Raw genomic sequence first — 20,179 nt, 5'->3', positions numbered from 1 at the left:
TATGAAAGCATGGCAATTAGATTAGAATTTGATGAGAATGACCAGTATTTCTTTACTTAATAAGCTTATTGAAACGTGATATTTCCCAAAACTTTGCAGAAAAACCTTCTTTGTATTTATTATTAATGTTTTTCTCCCAGCTCCCAAGTAAACGTTGAGCCCTTCCCGACATCACTTTCCACGGTAATTTTCCCGCTATGTGTTTCAATAATTTCTTTAGCAATAGCCAGTCCCAGACCAGTTCCGCCTGTTTCTCTATTTCTCGCCCGGTCAACGCGATAAAAACGGTCAAAAATCTTCTCCTGCTCTTCAGATGCAATACCTTCTCCAAAGTCTTTAAATTGAATGAAGCTCTTCCCTGCATTCGAATACATTGATACAAGAACGTCAGTTTCACTATATTTCAAAGCATTTTCGATTAAGATATATGGTATTTGCTTTAATTGATCTAGATTTCCATGAATTTTATAATTTCCTTTCTCTGCATCAAGCTGAATTCTCCGCTCGGGATAGGCATTTTGAATGGTCTGAATAACTTGCTCTACTATCTCTCGTATATTTACTTCCTGCTTCTTATTCTCGTTCTTATGCTTTGCTAATAAAAGCAGCTGCTCTACAAGCTTTTGCATCCGATCAGCTTCTGAATCAATTGCCCCTACAGATTCATCCAGTAATTCAGGCCGGCTCTTCCCCTGACGTTCAATGAGCTGTGCGTAGCTTTTTATAATCTGAATAGGTGTTTTCAGTTCATGGGAAGCATTGGATACAAAGGCTTCCTGCTTCTCAAAGTTTTCTTTTAATGAATCTATCATTTCATTAAATGTGATTTCCATTTCATAAATTTCGTCTCGGGAACGTTTTTCAACGTCTATCTTCTGCCAATTTTTATTATGGATATTCCGGCGCATCGTATCCTTTAATTTTTGGATAGGCGTTAATAAAAAGCGGCTCAGGACAATACTTGCTATAACTGTTGGAATCAATAGCACAGCACTAGAAAAGAGAAGAACGTATGTTAATGATCCTATTGTTTCATCTAAATAGACCAATTCATTCGCTATTTGAACAGTAACAATGTCTCCATTTTTCCAAATAATTGGTTTTTCAATAATTGCAAAATGACTTTCAGTATCATCTTGAACAATACGGCTTGTTTCTGTTGTTGTATAGTTTATTCTCAAGTCCGCATAACGCTGTGATCTTACTTGCACGGGCAGAACATCGTTTCCTGTTTCATTTATAATTCGAATGATTCCGTTCGCTGGCAGGTAAGCTTTTAATAGATCCCCCATTTCTTCTTCCGATAAGGAGTTATTTTCTGCAATGGCTTGTACTAAGGCGTCAGCCTGTATATGAAGTTGGTCAATCTCTCCATCAGAAGCTGATCGATAAAAGAGAAAATAAATCGCAGTATGTGAAATAACAATCACTAAAAACATAAAAACAGAAGTAAATAAGATAATCTTTTTACGTAACGTCATTGGTTTCCTTCCTTAATAGAGTAGCCTACTCCACGGATTGTTTGAATGAACGCCTTATCATATCCTTTATCTATCTTTTGGCGCAAGTAACGGATATATACATCCACCACATTCGTTTCACCAAAGTAATCAAAGCCCCAGACCTTTTCAATTAATTGTTCACGTGTAAGTACTCTATTTTTATTTTCTAATAAACATACTAATAAATCATACTCTCTCGGGGTTAAATCAATAATATTTCCTGAACGGGTAACTTCGTGTGCTGCTGTGTCTACTTGTAAATCCCCCATCTGCAATGTCTCGTTACCCGGTCCAACCTGGACTTTTTTTCGTAAATTAGCTCGAATACGGGCCAATAATTCTTCAATTTGAAAAGGCTTCGTAATATAGTCATTTGCACCAAGATCGAGACCATTCACTTTATCATATACTTCATCGCGGGCAGTCAATAAAATAACAGGCGTTTCATTCCCCTGCCTCCGGACTCTTCTTAATACTTCTAAGCCGCTTAATTCAGGTATCATAATATCTAATAAAACAAGTCCCCACTCTTGGGATTCTAAATATTCCAAAGCTTGTTTGCCATTTGATGCAACGGTGGTTTCGTAGCCTTCATAATCTAATTCTAATTGCAAAACACGGCTGATTTTTTGTTCATCCTCAACAATTAGGATTCGTTCTGACATTGGTCATGCCCCCTTCTCTCCCAGATAATAAATGATTGTACAAAAAAACTGTCACCAATAGCTGCTTGAACAATTACCTTTGTAAATAGTTCTACTTCATAATAAAGCAGAACTGCATATTCGTTCAATATCTTTTGGAGACAGTTTATTTCAATGTATGAATCGCTTAGCCTAATTGTTGTTTTAAAAATTCTATAACAGAATCTGGTGTTTTGGTATACGCACTATGCTGATGTGCTATTTTCTCACCGTTTTGAAATAGAAGAATACTTGGAATACCCATTACTTCGTATTTCTCAGCTAAACCAGAAACTTCATCACTATTTACTTCATACCAATCATAGTTCTCAAATTCTTCCATTACTTCCCCGATAAACATATCCATCCGCTTGCAATCCGGACACCAATCTGCAAAGAATTTAATAATTACGGGTTTCTCACTTTGAATAATTTCTTGAAATTCTGCTTCTGTATTAATTGACTGCATCGTTATCTCTCCAATCCTTGTTTTATTTATATTCTAATCTTCCTAGTGCCAAGGCTGCAATCAATCCGCCTATAAATAAAAGTACGGATACGATAATATTTCCTGCCCCCACTGGGATCCCTGGAAAGACAACAGTGATTGCACCGATAACAAATCCGATAATAATAGCATAGGTTATGGTGAAATAATTCCTTAAAAAGTATGCAATAACTTTACTCATAATAATAAATCCAAGTGCAATCCCTAATCCTGTTACAATAATAATGGAGAATTGAAAATGGTTAATTGCAGCAATAATGGTTGGATAGACCCCCAATAGTAACATCATCATTGATCCGCTGATACCAGGGATAATCATTACACTGCTGCCGATAAAACCTGCGACAAATAATAAAATATATGTGCTTGTATCAATATCCTGAATAACCTGTCCTTCACTCGGGTTTAAAATTCCCAAAGCACTTACAATAATAACTCCAACGATTAGCATAAGATAATGCTTTGTTTGAAATTTTGTTTTTCCTTCTGCCTTTTGATACAGGTAAGGGATGACCCCGATTACTAACCCTAAAAAGAAAAATTGTGTCTGAATCGGATAATTTTCAAAAAGCCAGCCAATTACTTTAGCAAATGAAAATATAGCTATAACCATACCTATTCCTAAAGGGGCTAAAAAGACAAGGTGTTTTTTCCAATCTTTACTAAAGAAACCGCCTATAGCTCCAATTAACTGTTCATAAATTCCTAATAGCACAGCAATTGTTCCACCACTTATGCCAGGAACAACCTCAATCGATCCCATAATAAAACCACGATAAAAATTTTTCCACTCCATATATTCTTTTTCTCCTTCATCTTTCGTTACTACCAAATCATTTTATCAAAAGTAATTAGAAAAATATACTTTAGAAAAGCTTTCTTATTGATTAATTTTGTAATGGAGCAAACATTTTCGTTGAAACATTTAATTATCAGGATGCTTCTATCATGACGATAGTTGACAAATCCTTTATAATATTTGTATATATTAAAACTTGAAAAGAAATAATACGAAATAATCATCATATATTATCATATGTATTACTGTGTTCGATTTTTTAGGGGGCAGAAGCATGAAACGCTATTTAACAGTAATCCTATTTGCAGTAAGTATCCTTATTATCTACATTGGGGCTAAATTACAAATCTATTGGAGCGGTATTCTTGCGTGGGGACTCGCATTGGTTTGTCTTATTTTTGCAGTACACTATTCGAAGTACATCCCAAATGAAAAAGCTTCTAAAAAGAAAAAGAAAGAAATATAAAAATCTCCCCGCTACCCATTTTGCCGGCGAGGAGATTTTTCCATGTCCACTAGTTTATTCCAGTCCTGCTAAGCTGCTAACCAGCTATCCATCCCAAGTACATTAAATTTCGTTTAAGCAAAGCATACAAGTTTTTATCATTTAAGTATATTATCTCTCTGCCTATCTGTACATCTGGCACTCCCATCATACTGTAAGATAAATGGATTTATTTTAAAAAGTGCGTAATAATAAAGTAAGACTTTATTTCAAGGAGTCTTTTCGGAAGACCGGGGTTGGTTACCCGCCTATCAAAATCGTTGGGGGCTGCGATTACTCGCCCCATGAAATGCGTTGGTACTGCGATTACTCGCCCCATCAAGACCGTTGCATCATGTTAAAATAATAAATATAATGAATTAACGGAGAGAGTTTCCTAAAGCAGAATTGGGGGTTCAAAGTACACATGATAAAAGATATGAAAGAAAAATATACGATTCACTGTCAAAATGAATATGACCCATTACAGCAAGTAATTGTTGCTCCACCAGATTATATGAAAATCACTACAGTTATTAATGAAACACAATCCTATTATGCAAAAGAAAATATTAATATAAAAAGAGCAACGAAGCAGCATCAATTTTTTATAGAAACATTGGAGAATCACGGGGCAGAAGTGATCCCCCTCCCAACAAAGCCTGACTTAAATGAGCAAGTCTTTACAAGAGATATTGGTTTTACACTCCATGATAGATTATTCGCAGCTAACATGGATCGGGATATTCGTAAGGAGGAATCAAAACTTCTTAAAAATTGGCTGTATGAAGAGCAATTAGACTATACTTCTTTTATAAACACAAGTATAGAAGGCGGAGATGTGATTATTGATAACAATCAGATTTGGGTCGGTTTAAGTCAACGTACAAAGCAAACAGCTATTGACTATCTCCGTGAGCAGTTTCCTCATCTACAGATTACAGCTGTTCCATTACGGGCAGATATTCTTCATTTGGATTGTGTATTTAATATTCTGGAGGATAAACACGCGCTGATTTACCCAGATGGAATGAGCGAGAGTGCCTACCAGATATTAACAGAACAATATACATTGGTTGAAGTAACGAAAGAGGAGCAATTCAGCATGGCGCCCAACATACTATCTATTGGTGACAAAAAAGTGATTAGCCTTCCTGAAAATAAACGGGTTAATAATAAATTGAAAAAGCTTGGTTACCACATTATAGAAGTTCCTTTCTCTGAAATTATCAAATCTGGTGGATCCTTCAGATGCTGTACACTCCCTCTTTATCGGAAACACTCGTAGAAAATTACTTAAAGAGAGCCGGACCTGATGCAAGATAGATAATTCAGGTCCGGCTCTCTTTAAATAAACACAATATACACACGCAGAGACAGCAGCTTTTTAACCCTCCTCTTATACTTATAACCATTCGATTACTTCAAACATCTTTTTTCTTTTATCAAAAAGGAGTATAATGAGTTAATGTGGGTAAATATTTATTCAATGATAACTGAAGTATTATTTTTAGAGAATTCTATTTTGTAAGAGTATACATACAAGAATTTTAGATTAGGAAGGTTTGTGACAATGATGAGGAAAGATACGAATCAAACAGATGTCATTTTAATCGGCGGTGGAATCATGAGTGCCACGATTGGTTCCTTATTAAAAACACTACAGCCTGAATGGCAGATTAATGTTTTTGAAAAGCTTGGCCAGACAGCACAGGAAAGTTCTGATGCATGGAATAATGCCGGGACGGGTCATTCCGCTCTATGCGAGATGAACTATACACCTGAACAGGCAGACGGGTCACTCGATATTACAAAAGCAGTAAAAATAAATGAACAGTTCCAATTATCAAAGCAATACTGGTCTTATCTGGTTAAGCAGGGTATTTTAGATAATCCAAGTGATTTCATCCAAAACGTGCCACATTTAAGCTTTGTAGAAGGTGAAAAAGATGTGGAATTTCTAAAGAAACGTGTGGAAGCCCTTGTAGAAAACCCGTTATTTGAGGGTATGGAAATAACGGATAATGAAGAAACCTTAAAAGAATGGATTCCTCTTATGATGGAGGGCCGCAGTAAAAGTGAACCTATCGCTGCTTCAAAAATTGAGTCGGGGACAGATATTAACTTTGGAAGCCTGACACGTAAGCTGTTTAATCAATTAGAAGAACAGGGTACACGGCTTTACTTTAAACATGAAGTAGAATCCATCGGACGCACAAAGGATAATTTGTGGAAAGTAAAGGTTAAAAATCTATTCAATGGGAAAGTTTCTTATCACAAAGCAAAATTTGTATTTATTGGAGCAGGCGGCGGCAGCCTTCCATTATTGCAAAAAACAAATATTCCGGAATCGAAGCATATTGGCGGCTTCCCGGTGAGCGGATTATTTATGGTTTGTAATAATCCGGAGGTTGCAGAGCAGCATCACGCTAAGGTTTATGGCAAAGCTAAGGTTGGAGCTCCGCCAATGTCAGTGCCCCATTTAGATACACGATTTATCAACGGCAAGCGTTCCTTATTATTTGGACCTTTCGCAGGCTTTTCTCCTAAGTTTTTAAAAACCGGCTCAAACTTTGATTTGTTTGGATCAATTAAGCCTAACAATGTAACAACTATGCTTGCAGCTGGAGCAAAAGAGATGGCACTTACAAAATATCTTATTCAGCAAGTACTTCTCTCTGATGAAAAACGTATGGAGGATTTGCGTGAGTTCATCCCTAATGCTAAACAGGGAGAATGGGATATTATTGTAGCCGGCCAGCGTGTACAGGTCATTAAAGATACAGAAACAAGCGGAAAAGGAACGCTTCAATTCGGTACGGAGGTAATTACTGCAGAAGACGGATCCATCGCAGCTTTACTTGGAGCCTCACCTGGTGCTTCTGTTTCTGTTGATGTAATGCTTGATGTTCTGCAGCGCTGCTTCCCGCATCACTTTAAAAAATGGGAGCCGAAAATTAAAGAAATGATTCCATCCTATGGTATTTCTTTATCAGAGCATCCTGACTTATTTGCTGATTTAAATAAGAAAATAAATAAGATACTTCAGTTGGAAGCGGAAAAGGAAGTATTATTAAGCTGATAATTCAATCACCTATATATTTCAATAATTATTAAAAAGACTTCGATTCTAATCTCATAGAATCGAAGTCTTTTCTTTCAAACTACTTTCACCGGCGCCCAGGATACAGCATTTAATATAAAGGATGATAATTCTTCTTTATATTTTTCCACTTCCTCTGAAGTATGCTGGAATAAAATTAAGCCTCTTGCTGTAGATTCAATTAACGAAATAACAAATTCACTGTAATAGCTGGAATTGATATCTTCCCGAATCTCCCCATTTTCTTTCGCAGCTTCAAGATAGTCAGCAATGAGATCGTATAAAGGACGATAGATAACCTTCCATTTATCTACATCTCCGCTTCTTGTAATACCTGCATAAACAATAGAAGGAATCGTTCTATCCTCTTGATTCACTTCAAAAATACGATCTATAGCTAATCGTAAATTAATATCCAACCCCGCCTTTACATCTCCATGCTCTGTAAGGTATTGTGTATAATTAGAAATGATTTGCTGGGCTAGATCAGGAAGGACATCCATTTTACTATTATAGTATAGATAGAAAGTACCTTGAGCAATTCCTGCATTCTTAACAATCTGAGATACACGAGTATCCTCCAGGCCTTTTTCTTTAAAAATATCATAAGCACTTTCCAGAATAAGTTCTTTTTTATTCGCCGTTTTAGCCATTTCGACGCCACCTTTTAAAAAAATTAAAACTGACTGATTGTCATTCATTTATATTTATGATACCATACTTTTAGGAAAAGTTGAACATAAAAAATAAATTGCGACAGTTTTCGGGCACCCTGAACTGTACACAGCTATTTCTTGATTAATCATTAAATAATGAGACCTGCGATTACTCGGTCTATTAAAAACGTTGAGACCTGCGATTACTCGGTCTATTAAAAACGTTGCTATATTTTTGTTTGAGAAAAGAGGAGAATTTTTTTGAAAAAAGCTTTTAAAATTACAAAACAAGATATGAAAAACATCATTCGTGTACCTTCTGTTCTTATTTTGATTATCGGATTAGCGATCCTCCCTTCTTTTTATGCTTGGTTTAATATAAAAGCATCCTGGGATCCATACTCCAATACACAAGGAATCAAAATTGGCGTAGTCAGTGACGATGCCGGCACAGAAGTAGAGGGCCGATCTATAAATATGGGAGACGAACTGGTAGAAAACTTAAAAGAGAATGATTCATTAGGATGGCAATTCGGTGATTCCATTGAAGAAGCAGACGAAAAGGTTTATAAAGGGGAATATTTTGCAACCATCCATATCCCTGAGAGCTTCTCCGAAGATGTAGTCAGTATACTTAATGACGAACCACGGAGTGCGATCGTTCAATATAAGGTGAATGAAAAAGTCAATGCAATCGCTCCTAAAATGACCAGTGCCGGAGCAACGCAAATCACAGAAACCATTAATGATGAATTTGTGCAGACTACGGCAAAAACATTGCTGGAAGAATTTAATAATGCAGGAATTGAGCTTGAACAAAATCTGCCTACGCTGCAAAAAATTAAAAACGCTGTGTATAATCTTCATGACCATATTGAAGATATTGATAAAGCCGGCGATCTTATTGTCGAGTTAGACGATGACCATGATAATATTCAGGGCTATGCTGATAAACTGGAGAGTCTTGGAGAGTATGAGTCAAACATTAGAGAAGGCGGAGATCAAATTCTGACTGCTCAATCCCACTTGGATGATATAAATCGGATGGGAAGTGCTGTTGTTGAGTTAAATCAAGCAATGCCTGATATCGAAAATGCGCTAACTCGAATCAGCTCTATTCAGCAATACTTCCCTGAAATTAATCAGGGACTGCAGGATGCCTATGCAGCGAGTATTACTGCCGGTGATACGTTATCGAACGTGCAAGCACGTATTCCAGAAATTAATAATCAGATTCACGACTATCAGGATCAGGTGGACCAGGCTCAGGATACATTAGATGAAGCAGAGCAGGCAAAAGACGATGTTGCAGAGCTTATTAACAATCAAATAAACGACGCTGAAAAGATAATTAATGATCTTCCTTCTTTTGATTTTGGTACAGAAGGATCTGTTACACCAGACTTTGTAAATAACGTAAAGGATTCCGTCGGTGATTCTCAAAATACAATTGAGAATATTCTAGAGGAGCTTCGTGATTCTAATTCTATAGAGCCAAATGAATCTATTGAAAAATTAGGCAGCTCTGCAGATGCTGCAAGAGAGCAGGGAAGCGAACTATCTGCCGGTCTAGATGACATGCTTACAAAATTAGAAGAAGATAATTTTACAGAGGAGGATATAAATAATTTAAATGAGGCAATAGCCAATTATCAGGCTTCATTCAATAATACTAAAGAAGATTTAGCAAATGCTGAGTTTGTCCCAGGCACATCAAACAATGAAGAAGGCAATGACAATTCTGGAGAAGATATGCAGCAGGATGGTGAAGAGACGGAAGATACTGCAGAGGATACACAGCAGCGTGATGAGGAAATTGATAATGTAATCAATGATCTTCATGAAGATACTGTCAAAGCCTTTGATGAAATTTCAACCGTGTTAGATCAAAATATCGACCTGGCAATAAGTAATATCCGTGCATTGCCTACATTAATTGCCATGAAGGAAAATCCGGAGACGGAGGAATATGCAAATGAACAGATTAAAGCTGTTCAAGAAAGTATCAAAGGTCTTCAATCTTCCGTTACAAGTACACAGGACTCACTTGCATTACTCGAGGCTCCTGAAAACAAAGAGGAATTAGAAAAGATTCAAGATGCGCTTGAAAATAAAGGTTCCAACTTAAATGAGTTAATTGATTTTCTGGGTAATAATGATTTTGACCTTAATCAATTAGAAGATATGAAAGACAATGCGATAACTAATTTAGAATCATTGCAATCCTTTAACGAGGATACATTGAATCCCTTTATGAACAATGCGTTCACTACTTTGGAAAACAAATTAAATGATGCAGATTCAAAATTAGATGCTGCTTTGAATTATACAGCCTTAGCTTCTGATTATTTATCTCAGGCTTCAACCATAATTAATGATTCACAGTATTATTTAAATCTTTTAAATGAAAATTTACCATACTATGAAGAGCAGTTCAGCGATGTATCTGATACCGTAAATCAATACTTCCCCGACTTTAAAAATGGCGTGGATATGGCAAGTTCATTTTTCCAAAATGATATGCCGCATTTAGAGGATGAAGTAAATAATCTAGCTGGATTTGTTACCAATGATATGGATGATTTAATTGAGCAGTATAAAAATTTAAATTCACTTGTTCAAGATAATTTACCAGAGGCTCAGGAAGCAATTGCTGAAATGGCAGATTTCATCCGCAATGATTGGCCGGGCTACAAAGAAGATATTCAAAATGCCTATGACCGGATCAAGCAGATGGAAGATGATCAAATTATTGAAGAATTGATTTCTGCACTGCAAAATGATTTAAGCGATGAAACAGAGTATTTCTCACGTCCGGTACAGCTGGATGAAGAAAAACTCTTCCCCATTCCAAACTATGGTTCTGCCAATACACCATTTTATACCGTACTTGCACTCTGGGTTGGTGCATTATTACTTTGTAACCTGGTTACAACAGAACTGAAGGATAAAAATAGAGAGGAATTCAGCTTAAGAGATATTTATCTCGGCAGGATGGCTCTATTCTTAATAGTGGCTGTTTTACAGGCAGTGATTGTTTCACTTGGTAATATCTTTATACTGGATGCTTATATGGCACACCCAGCTTTCTTTACACTCTTTAGTGTTCTGATTGCGCTGGCATTTATGATTATTGTCTACACGATGGTTTCCTTATTTGGAAACGTCGGAAAGGCGATTGCGATAATCTTTATGATTCTGCAATTATCAGGAGGTGGAGGAATGTTTCCTATTCAGGTAGCGCCGGAGTTTTTCCAGGCAATTCACCCGTTCCTTCCTTTCACGTATGCTATCGACATTCTCAGGGAAGCAACCGGAGGAATTGTATGGTCTGTTGTATTTAACAGATTCCTGATACTCGCCATCTTCCCGGCTATCTTCATTCTGTTAGGATATACATTCCGGCCATGGATTGCACCTCGTGTTCATAAAGCATATGTAAAAACTAAGAAAAGTAATATGGTTGATTAATCTTTAAAAATAAATTAAAACAAGCTCGACAAGTTTTTTTAAATGTCGAGCTGTTTTTTATGCAATGAAATGACTTACTCTCTTTTACAATACCAGGTTTTATAATAAAATGATTAGTATCGTTTCTTTTTTAAGCAGCTTTGTTTTGCCGGTTTGAAAATGTAAAATAACAACGGAGGTTTATTGTGAAGTATTTCATAATGATTTTGCAAATTAGTGTATTATTTCTTTTTAATTTTATTGGTCAGCTTATTCAAGGATACTTCTCTCTCAGCATTCCCGGCAGCCTGATTGGCATGCTGCTGCTTTTTTGTCTGCTGTTTTTAAAAATCCTTCCTTTAGTGTGGGTTCAAACTGGAGTTGATTTTCTTTTAAAAGATATTCCCTTTTTCTTTATCCCGGTTACGGTTGGAGTTGTTCAATACTTAAGCTTTTTCTATGGAAAAGGCAGTCTTATAATTTTATTAGTTGTCATAAGTACCTTCTTTGTTATCGGTGTCAGTGGAACAATAACGAACTTCCTATTAAAAAAAGAGGTGAAATCCTATGAGTAGCTTCTTTACCGGGATAGCTACTATTGCAGGTGCGTTTATCCTTTATCAATTTTCAAAGAAGATGTACAGTATGAAGCCCAGTCCGTTTACGATGCCGATTTTTCTGTCAACAGCCAGTATTGTCATCTTTTTAATTTTAACAGGAATTCCTTATGAAACCTTTATGATTGGCGGTCAGTGGATAGATATTTTTCTTGGTCCAATCGTTGTTTCTCTGGCAGTTCCTTTATATAGGGAGATTCATTTAATAAAAAAATACGCAGGGGCAATAAGTATCGGTATATTTGCCGGTTCTCTGACCGGCGTTCTTACCGGAATAGCGGGAGCAAAGCTCTTTGGATTTGAAAGCTGGCTGATCCAATCTGTTGCAGCTAAATCTGTAACTGCTCCGATTGCCATCAGTATTACAGATACAGCAGGAGGGAATGTTTCACTGGCAGCAGTTTTCGTCATGATAGCTGGTGTCAGCGGGGCAATGTTTGGACCTGTTATTTTGAAAATTTGCCGTATCCAGCATCCCATTGCCAGAGGACTCAGTTTCGGAACTGCTTCCCACGCCATTGGTACCGCAAAAGCACTAGAAAACGGAAAAATAGAGGGTGCTATCAGTGTTTTATCGATGACGATCAGCGCAGTGTTTGTTTCTTTTCTCGTCCCTATTTTCTTAGCTATTATGTAACGCACATTCAGCATGCTTTGAAAACCTATCTAGTTTTTTATCCATAAAAAAAGCCGTGCAAATCTTATGTTAGAGATTTGCACGGCTTTTTGCTTATTTTTTCTTAGCTGCTTTTTCACGTTCATTTTTATTTAAGATTTTTTTGCGAAGACGAATAGATTCTGGTGTAACTTCACAATACTCGTCATCACTTAAATATTGTAATGCTTCTTCAAGAGACATATCTCTTGTTTTACGGATTGTTGATGTCTGGTCTTTCGTTGCTGACCGCACGTTAGTTAAGTGCTTTTCTTTCGTGATATTAACGGTTAAGTCATTTTCACGGTTGTGTTCTCCGACAATCATACCGGCATAAACTTCCGTACCTGGAGTGATAAAGATAACCCCACGATCTTCTAAATTCATAATTCCATAAGTAGAAGCTTTTCCATTTTCAAGTGCTACAAGCACACCCTCGCGGCGTCCGCCAACCTGTCCTTTAATAACAGGCTCAAATGCTTCAAACGTATGGTTAATGATTCCATAACCGCGTGTTTGTGACATAAATTCTGTTGTATATCCTAAAAGTCCGCGAGACGGCACTTTGAACTCGATACGAACCTGTCCATTACCCTGGTTAGACATATCAAGCATTTCGCCTTTACGTTCTCCCAGAGATTCCATCACGGCTCCTGTGTATTCTTCCGGAACATCCACTTGCACACGCTCCATCGGCTCACACTTAACACCGTCAATCTCTTTAATAATTACTTCCGGTTTAGACAATTGGAGCTCATAGCCCTCGCGACGCATGTTTTCAATAAGAATAGATAGATGCAGTTCTCCGCGTCCTGATACAGTCCAGGCATCTGGTGAGCTTGTTGGATCAACACGTAAGCTTACATCGGTTTCTAATTGTTTTAACAAACGCTCTTCAATTCTGCGGGAAGTAATATATTTTCCTTCTTTTCCTGCAAACGGACTGTTGTTTACGACAAATGTCATTTGCAGTGTCGGCTCATCAATACGCAGCCAAGGAAGTGGATCTGGATGATCTGCCGGACAAACTGTTTCACCGACATTCAAGTCTTCCATACCTGAAAGTGCCACGATATCTCCTGCTACTGCTTCTTGAATTTCAATCCGTTTTAACCCGATAAAACCAAATAGTTTGGAAACACGGAAGGATTTCTGTGATCCGTCTTCTTTTAAAACGACAACCTGCTGTCCTACTTTAATAGTTCCACGGACAACACGGCCAACACCGATACGTCCCACATAATCATTATAGTCCAATAAAGTTACTTGAAATTGTAATGGTTCTTCTCTAGTATCAATTGGAGCCGGGATATGGTCCAAAATAGTTTTAAACACTGGATCCATTGTTTCCTGCTGATCTTCCGGCTCTAAACCAGACGTTCCGTTTAATGCAGAAGCATATACAACCGGGAATTCTAATTGGTTATCATCCGCTCCCAGTTCAATAAATAAATCCAATACTTCATCAATAACTTCTTCTGGCCGTGCATTAGGTCTGTCTACTTTATTTAATACCACAATTGGCGTTAATTTTTGTTCTAAAGCTTTTTTCAATACAAAACGCGTCTGCGGCATAGTTCCTTCATAAGCATCAACGACTAAGGCAACACCGTCAACCATTTTCATAATACGCTCAACCTCACCGCCAAAGTCGGCGTGACCCGGTGTATCAAGGATATTAATTGTCGAATCTCCATATTTCACAGCTGTATTTTTAGCCAGGATTGTAATCCCGCGCTCACGTTCTATATCTCCAGAGTCCATCGCACGCTCATCTACGTGCTCATTTTCCCGAAAAGTCCCAGAATATTTTAATAGCTGATCCACTAATGTTGTTTTCCCGTGGTCAACGTGTGCAATAATTGCGATATTACGAATATCATTTCTTAATTGCATAAATAGTACGCTCCTCTAACATATCGAATGTAAAACCAATTTATTATATCATATTTTGAAGAATAATGTAAAATTATTTTTTTATTTTAATATGTGTCCGTTTCCTATTAATTATTATGACAGCATTACCCTGTGTTATAATTCAAATAATAAATAATAAAGGGTGGTTTCTATGTGGAAAGATATACTGATACCCGGAGCTGCTGCAGCAGTTGTCTCTTTTATCATGTTTCTTTCCAGTAAAAACTTAGAAAAAAAAGACCATGGATTTGTATTTAACTATTACCGGCTAAGCTATCGACGCAGATTAAAAAGAAATTTATGGTCTATTCCTGTTATAGTTATTGGACTACTCATTATCTTTTTCCTATCAAGCTTTTCAACAATGTATAGTACAATGATTATAGCTTTTTTCATTATTCTTTTTGCTATTGAAATTCTTTATAATTTGAGGAAATGGCAAAAAGAAAAAGCAAATTCTTGAACTTTTCCCTGTTGAATAATTTTATAGAAAAGACTTCTTTCCCGCCTGGTGATTAGGCATAGAAAGAAGTCTTTTCTTAATTCTTTACGACTTTAATTTTTTATTTCCTTTAGTTTTATTAGGTACAGGGAGGCACATAGTAAATTTTGCCCCGCCTAATTTTTTGGATTTTCCAGCGTATATTTTTCCATTTGACTGTTCAATAATTGCCCGGGCAATAGCAAGACCCAATCCAGTCTCTCCGCCTTTTCCTTTGATAAATCGATGGAAGATTTTATCCATATCTTCTTCGGAAACTCCTTTTCCGTCGTCCTCAATATCAAAGAAGATGTAATTCTTTTTCTTATACACATGGATAGATACCTCTTCATGAGCATATCTAATAGCATTAAATACCACATTTGTAACAGCTCGCAAAAGTTTTTCTTCGTCAGCATAGACCGTAATCGAACCGTCCACCTTCTGCTGAAGCTTCAGTTTATTTTCATTGACGATTGGCAATGCTTTACTCAAAATTCCATCAACGAAAGTCTGCACGTCAATTTCTGTTTCTTCGTATACATCAGGCTGAGAATCTAATTTAGCAAGCAGAATCATCTCATTAATAATTTTCTTCAGCCGACTGACCTCCGTTACCATAACATCTAAGCCTTTTTCTGCATCCTCCTCATCAAAAATACCGTCACGAATTCCTTCTGCATAGCCTTGAATCGTCATCAAGGGGGTTTTCAGCTCATGACTCGCATTTTGGAAGAAGGTTTGCTGTGATTTCATATATTGCTCCAGTGTCTGTGCCATATCGTAGACAGTCTGCTCTACTTCTTTTATCTCACCGCTTGCCCGAATTCGTTTCATTTGATCAAATTGCCGATTTTCCACCTTTTTCAGCTCTTTTTTCAGCAGGGACAATGGCGTAACCAGTTTATTCGTCATAAAATAGCTTAAAATAACTGCGGCTAATGCTCCGATTAAAAATACCCATGCCAGCCGGAAGAAAAAGTTTTGCTGTACAGCTCTTAAATCATTGATCGGCGTTAATAAGATTAATTCCAGCCCCGATTGCTCCGGGGAAAATATAATTCTTTGTGTTACGAAACGGTCATTTCCATGCTGCCACAATGTTTCTTCATTATCTTCAAAGTTATTTTCATCGAAAAATTCATTTACTACAGAAATTGACATGGTAGAAAATAAAACCGTATCTAAATTCCGGTCATACAAGAACAGCTGTAAATCCTGATCCTGTAAAAAGTCATTGATATTCCGGTACTCACTTGCATCATCATATTCTGAAAGAAAATTAATCAATAATTCTCCCGTCTCTGCAAGCTGGCGCTGCTCATCTTGAATTAATACATCTAAAACAAGCGAATAAATAACTAAGCCTGCAGCTGTCATGATTACAAGAAGCAATGCTGTAAAAGCAGCATTTAATTGTGATTGTAATTTCATTGCTATGCTTCCTCATCTTTTCTCAGACGATAGCCGAATCCCCATACTGTCTCAAGAGGAATATTCTCCATCTTTTTACGGATTCGTTTCATTAGATCATCCACAGCCCGGTCACTGCCAAAATAATCATCACCCCATACCTTTACCAGTAATTCCTCACGGGAAAAAGCACGGTTGGGATTCTCTGCTAAAAGAAGCAGCATATCATATTCCTTAGCAGTTGTTTCATACTCTATCCCTTCAAAAAATACCCTGCGCTCATTCTTATAAACAAGGAGCTGGTCCACCTTGACACGGTCATCAGCTTCCTTATCCATGATAGACTTTGGCTGGACCCGTTTGAACAGCCTTTTAATACGGGCAATTAATTCTCTAGGGCTAAACGGCTTTGTTAAATAGTCATCGCCTCCGAGCTCTAAGCCCAGGATTTTATCAATTTCTTCATCTTTAGCTGAAATAATAATAATTGGAACATCACTTTCATTCCTGATCTTTTTGCAAAATTCATAACCATCCATCCCCGGGAGCATAATATCTAATACCCACATATCAGGAGGGTTGTTTTCCCATAATGTCCAGCCATCTTCTGCATTATCTAATACGGTTACCTGGTATCCTTCTTTTTTCAAATAAGCAACGACAATATCTTGTATGTTTTTATCATCTTCTATCAAACCGATATGGTATGACATATGTTCTTCACCTCTTCAAATACAATATAAACTGGAAGTTCTTTTCCTGCAAATAAGGCCTGCATACTGGATATAGTTATAGTTTGAAAAAACGCATAAATTTCATAAAATTTCATTTTACACTATCTATTTTTACATGAATATACTTCCAATGACAAATCAAGTTCAAGATTACACAGTTTTTACACAATTATACCAAAAGATTTCCCACGATACCCACTATAATAAAGATAAATCAAATAACTTGGAGGTGCTTTACAATGAGTAATAATGATTATCAAAATGAAAAAAATGAACACGTACCGGGTGGGATAGAAAATAAAGATACTCATCCGGATGATGAAGCATCGACAATTGAAGAAAATAGATCAGAGCAAGATTCGACAAATGAACAGCAAACAACATATATTGCTTCATCAGAAAAAAAATCAAAAAGACCAAAAACTTCTAAAGGCTGGGTCCGCGGTTTTTTTAGCGGAGCACTTGGAGGAATTGTTTCTGCCATACTTGTTATCATGCTCCTGGGAAATCAATTGTTGTCAGCTTCTGGTGATACGATAAACCCGACGGGAGAACAAAGCGCAGCATCCGAACAGTCATCGGATTCAGTCATCCCTACCCTGGCTTCTGATGATGCTGATGTATCCGCTGATGTCTCTGAGGTATCAAAAGCAGTGGTTGGAGTCATCAATATGCAGCAGCAAAACCTGTGGGAAGGCAGCCAGGAAGCTGGAACCGGCTCTGGAATCATTTATAAAAAAGAGGATGGAAAAGCTTACGTTATCACGAATAACCACGTTGTAGAAGGTGCTGAGCAAGTCCAAGTGGCTCTGGATGAAGAGCATCAGGTTGATGCAACAGTGCTAGGAACTGATGCTTTAACAGACTTAGCAGTTCTTGAAATTGATGGTGAATATGTAGATACGGTAGCCAATTTAGGATCCAGTGAAGATGCACAAGTGGGAGAAACAGTACTTGCTATTGGAAACCCTCTTGGAATGGACTTTAATAATAGTGTAACAAAAGGTATAATCAGTGGATTAAATCGTTCTGTAGAGGTAGATACAAATGGAGACGGTGCTGCTGACTGGGTAACTGAAGTTCTGCAAACAGACGCAGCAATTAACCCGGGTAACAGCGGTGGAGCATTAGTTAATTCAAACGGTGATGTTATTGGAATAAACTCTATGAAAATTGCTCAAAGTCAAGTAGAAGGTATTGGCTTTGCCATTCCAATTGACGAAGCTCTCCCAATCATTGAAAAACTCGAAACAGATGGTGAGGTTTCCCGTCCGTTGATTGGTATTTCTACTGCACCATTAAGTCAAGTACCGGCAGAATATCAGCAGGAAATTCAGCTTCCTGAAGATGTAGAAGGCGGCATGGTTGTTGCTAATGTACAGCCAAATTCTCCAGCAGATAATGCTAATCTGCAACAATTTGACGTCATTACCAAAATCAATGGAAATCCTGTCAAATCTATAATTGATCTCAGAAAAGAGCTTTATGCTCAAGGACAGGCTGGTGAGCATGTAGAAATCGAATTTATACGTGATGGTGAAGTACATTCCATTACGTTAAAAATGGATGAGCTTCAAACAAATGAATCTTAATGCAAAGTTAGAATAAGAAGCGTAATAGATATTTAAAGAAATATTAGAAGCGGCATGCAGGAGCAAATCAGAGCTCTGCATGCCGCTTTTTTAAAGCATCATTTTTTCAGAATAATATTGGTTTCCGCGCATAGGATACGCTGAATAGAGAATTATGTAAGAAAAGCCTAGAAAGTCACTTGGTCTTTAAAACGATGGTGTTCTTACCAAGGAGATGTCCGCTACGGGAAGTCGCTTTCTGATGGGACGAGTAAGCGCAGAACACAGAAAAGAAAGTTCGGTTAAGTTCGCGACGTCCTGTCTCAGGCACCGAACTGACATACGTCCTGCATGCCTCCACAGAAAAAAGTGCTCTTCTTTTTTTTCGAGGAGATAAGCTCGGGGCCTACGGAAAGCGTAGTATATTTCTGAGTTTGCGATTATTTATCCCATGAAAACCGTTGGAGTGGCTATTCTTCAGCATTTTTATATTCTTTCTTATTCTTCAAAAAAGTCTATTTTAACATCGTCTTTAATAAGAAAATCAATCCAATAACCCCTACCTTTCCTCCTAAAGTTCATATATAATTAACAATTAAAGCAGGATTTATCTTATCTTGTCGAATTATTTTGAAAGGAAGTGATTTTTTGATTTGTCCATCATGTAATCAAGAAACGGAGGAAGGAAAGTTTTGTACGAAATGCGGGCAGCCTTTAAGCCAGCAGGAAACCACGCCAAGTGAACCCGCTGAACCTGTAGAAGCTGTCAAACCGGCGAATGAGCCTGTTCAGGCACAACAGACATATGAAGCTGCAAACGCACAGCCCAGTCAAGAACAGGCAGCGCCAACTGCAGAAACAGCTGGTCAAACTGCTCAACAGCAGCAGCCAGAAACAACGCCTTACACAATGAATGACTTTGGAGAAGCAGTTAAAAAGGCATCAGGCGGATTTGGCCGGTTCGCGCTTAATCAGCTGAAGTCCCCCGGGCAAGCAAGAAGCCTTACAGAACAAAGCTGGATTTCCGGAGCAATAACAATTGTATTAACAGCCCTTTTATATACTATCATATTGTACATTACACTTAATGAAATTTCTTCCTCATCACCACCGTTTGTGGAATCTTTTTTGGTGCCTTTTCTTAAATTCTTACTATTCTTTATTATATCTGTCGCAGTAATTTTCGGCACAGGAAAGCTTATGGGGAGCCAGGACAATTTCTTTAGTACAACTGCAAAAACAGGCGGCTATCTTTTTCCTTATTCAGTGCTTTTTCTTGCAGGGTATTTTTTCGCTGTTATCGGACTGGACTTCATGGTTTATGTCATGCTTTTGGCTATGCTTGCACCAATTTTAATTATACCGGCTTATGTATTAATGGAGTCTCTTCCAAGAGAAATTGATAAGATATACGCACTTATGGTTGTTTACTTAATACAGCTTATTTCAGGCTATTATCTCCTACTGCAAACGTTATTTTTTGCTATATTTGATGGTGTGATGAGCTCCTTCCCATTTTTCTAAATTGCTTTTATTAGTAGCAATCATTTATTTTTTTATCTTTTGTGAACCAAAAACTGCTCCTCTACTATACAAATTGAGGAGC

General features: G+C 37.4%; 17 protein-coding genes. 9 read left to right on the top strand and 8 right to left on the bottom strand.

Going from position 1 to position 20,179, the window contains the following annotated elements; genetic code table 11:
* Window positions 1–122 precede the first annotated feature (122 nt).
* The 4 genes from MKY30_RS11705 to MKY30_RS11690 all read right to left on the bottom strand — a co-directional run bounded on the left by MKY30_RS11705 (window position 123) and on the right by MKY30_RS11690 (window position 3,489).
* The gene (locus MKY30_RS11705) at window positions 123–1,481 is read right to left on the bottom strand and encodes a sensor histidine kinase (protein ID WP_341083995.1); all 1,359 of its coding nucleotides are present in this window, start codon (window positions 1,479–1,481) and stop codon (window positions 123–125) included.
* Window positions 1,478–2,167, bottom strand: a complete 690-nt coding sequence (locus MKY30_RS11700) for a response regulator transcription factor (protein ID WP_147211159.1) — start codon at window positions 2,165–2,167, stop codon at window positions 1,478–1,480. The genes MKY30_RS11705 and MKY30_RS11700 overlap by 4 nt, the downstream gene beginning before the upstream one ends.
* A 166-nt stretch (window positions 2,168–2,333) precedes the next feature.
* On the bottom strand, window positions 2,334–2,654 hold the full coding sequence (locus MKY30_RS11695) for a thioredoxin family protein (protein ID WP_147211160.1): 321 nt from the start codon (window positions 2,652–2,654) through the stop codon (window positions 2,334–2,336).
* Window positions 2,655–2,676: 22 nt separating this feature from the next.
* The gene (locus tag MKY30_RS11690; RefSeq protein ID WP_147211161.1) at window positions 2,677–3,489 is read right to left on the bottom strand and encodes a DUF368 domain-containing protein; all 813 of its coding nucleotides are present in this window, start codon (window positions 3,487–3,489) and stop codon (window positions 2,677–2,679) included.
* 277 nt (window positions 3,490–3,766) lie between these two features.
* Between MKY30_RS11690 and MKY30_RS11685 the strand changes: the two genes are divergently transcribed.
* The 3 genes from MKY30_RS11685 (at window position 3,767) to mqo (ending at window position 7,058) form a co-directional block, all read left to right on the top strand.
* The gene (locus MKY30_RS11685; RefSeq protein WP_147211162.1) at window positions 3,767–3,958 is read left to right on the top strand and encodes a hypothetical protein; all 192 of its coding nucleotides are present in this window, start codon (window positions 3,767–3,769) and stop codon (window positions 3,956–3,958) included.
* A 445-nt stretch (window positions 3,959–4,403) separates the two neighbouring features.
* Window positions 4,404–5,264: a dimethylarginine dimethylaminohydrolase family protein gene (locus MKY30_RS11680; protein ID WP_246145174.1), complete on the top strand. Its 861-nt coding sequence runs from the start codon at window positions 4,404–4,406 to the stop codon at window positions 5,262–5,264.
* Window positions 5,265–5,552: 288 nt separating this feature from the next.
* Window positions 5,553–7,058, top strand: coding sequence for a malate dehydrogenase (quinone) (gene mqo / locus MKY30_RS11675; RefSeq protein ID WP_147211283.1), 1,506 nt, complete (start codon window positions 5,553–5,555; stop codon window positions 7,056–7,058).
* A 77-nt stretch (window positions 7,059–7,135) separates the two neighbouring features.
* Here the strand turns inward: mqo and MKY30_RS11670 are convergent, their stop codons facing one another.
* Window positions 7,136–7,732 carry a TetR family transcriptional regulator gene (locus MKY30_RS11670; RefSeq protein WP_186813670.1) on the bottom strand — a complete coding sequence of 199 codons (597 nt, stop codon included), beginning with the start codon at window positions 7,730–7,732 and terminating at the stop codon, window positions 7,136–7,138.
* A 264-nt stretch (window positions 7,733–7,996) separates the two neighbouring features.
* Between MKY30_RS11670 and MKY30_RS11665 the strand changes: the two genes are divergently transcribed.
* The 3 genes from MKY30_RS11665 to MKY30_RS11655 all read left to right on the top strand — a co-directional run bounded on the left by MKY30_RS11665 (window position 7,997) and on the right by MKY30_RS11655 (window position 12,439).
* Window positions 7,997–11,206 (top strand): YhgE/Pip domain-containing protein, encoded by a 3,210-nt coding sequence (locus tag MKY30_RS11665; protein ID WP_339284865.1) that lies wholly within the window; start codon window positions 7,997–7,999, stop codon window positions 11,204–11,206.
* Between the two features lie 185 nt (window positions 11,207–11,391).
* A complete protein-coding gene (locus tag MKY30_RS11660; protein WP_147211168.1) occupies window positions 11,392–11,760 on the top strand; it encodes a CidA/LrgA family protein in 369 nt (122 codons plus the stop codon).
* Window positions 11,753–12,439, top strand: coding sequence for an LrgB family protein (locus tag MKY30_RS11655; protein ID WP_147211169.1), 687 nt, complete (start codon window positions 11,753–11,755; stop codon window positions 12,437–12,439). The genes MKY30_RS11660 and MKY30_RS11655 overlap by 8 nt, the downstream gene beginning before the upstream one ends.
* 93 nt (window positions 12,440–12,532) lie before the next feature.
* Here MKY30_RS11655 and typA read toward each other — a convergent pair whose 3' ends face one another.
* Entirely contained in the window at window positions 12,533–14,353 is a 1,821-nt protein-coding gene (typA, locus tag MKY30_RS11650; protein WP_147211171.1) for a translational GTPase TypA, read from the bottom strand.
* A gap of 172 nt (window positions 14,354–14,525) precedes the next feature.
* On the opposite strand from typA, the gene MKY30_RS11645 reads away from it, so the two are divergent.
* The gene (locus MKY30_RS11645) at window positions 14,526–14,837 is read left to right on the top strand and encodes a hypothetical protein (RefSeq protein ID WP_339284862.1); all 312 of its coding nucleotides are present in this window, start codon (window positions 14,526–14,528) and stop codon (window positions 14,835–14,837) included.
* Between the two features lie 84 nt (window positions 14,838–14,921).
* Here MKY30_RS11645 and MKY30_RS11640 read toward each other — a convergent pair whose 3' ends face one another.
* Together MKY30_RS11640 and MKY30_RS11635 are read right to left on the bottom strand one after the other, a co-directional pair.
* Window positions 14,922–16,289: a sensor histidine kinase gene (locus tag MKY30_RS11640; RefSeq protein ID WP_147211173.1), complete on the bottom strand. Its 1,368-nt coding sequence runs from the start codon at window positions 16,287–16,289 to the stop codon at window positions 14,922–14,924.
* Window positions 16,290–16,291: 2 nt separating this feature from the next.
* Window positions 16,292–16,981, bottom strand: a complete 690-nt coding sequence (locus MKY30_RS11635; protein ID WP_147211175.1) for a response regulator transcription factor — start codon at window positions 16,979–16,981, stop codon at window positions 16,292–16,294.
* A 260-nt stretch (window positions 16,982–17,241) separates the two neighbouring features.
* Between MKY30_RS11635 and MKY30_RS11630 the strand changes: the two genes are divergently transcribed.
* Entirely contained in the window at window positions 17,242–18,594 is a 1,353-nt protein-coding gene (locus tag MKY30_RS11630; RefSeq protein ID WP_147211176.1) for a S1C family serine protease, read from the top strand.
* Between the two features lie 627 nt (window positions 18,595–19,221).
* On the top strand, window positions 19,222–20,097 hold the full coding sequence (locus tag MKY30_RS11625; RefSeq protein WP_339284859.1) for a hypothetical protein: 876 nt from the start codon (window positions 19,222–19,224) through the stop codon (window positions 20,095–20,097).
* Window positions 20,098–20,179: the final 82 nt, after the last annotated feature.

Origin of the sequence: Oceanobacillus sp. FSL W8-0428, from assembly GCF_038004405.1 — a bacterium.
In the GTDB taxonomy this organism is placed as follows: Bacteria; Bacillota; Bacilli; order Bacillales; family Amphibacillaceae; genus Oceanobacillus; species Oceanobacillus sojae.
This window is presented reverse-complemented; position numbering and strand designations above follow the sequence as displayed.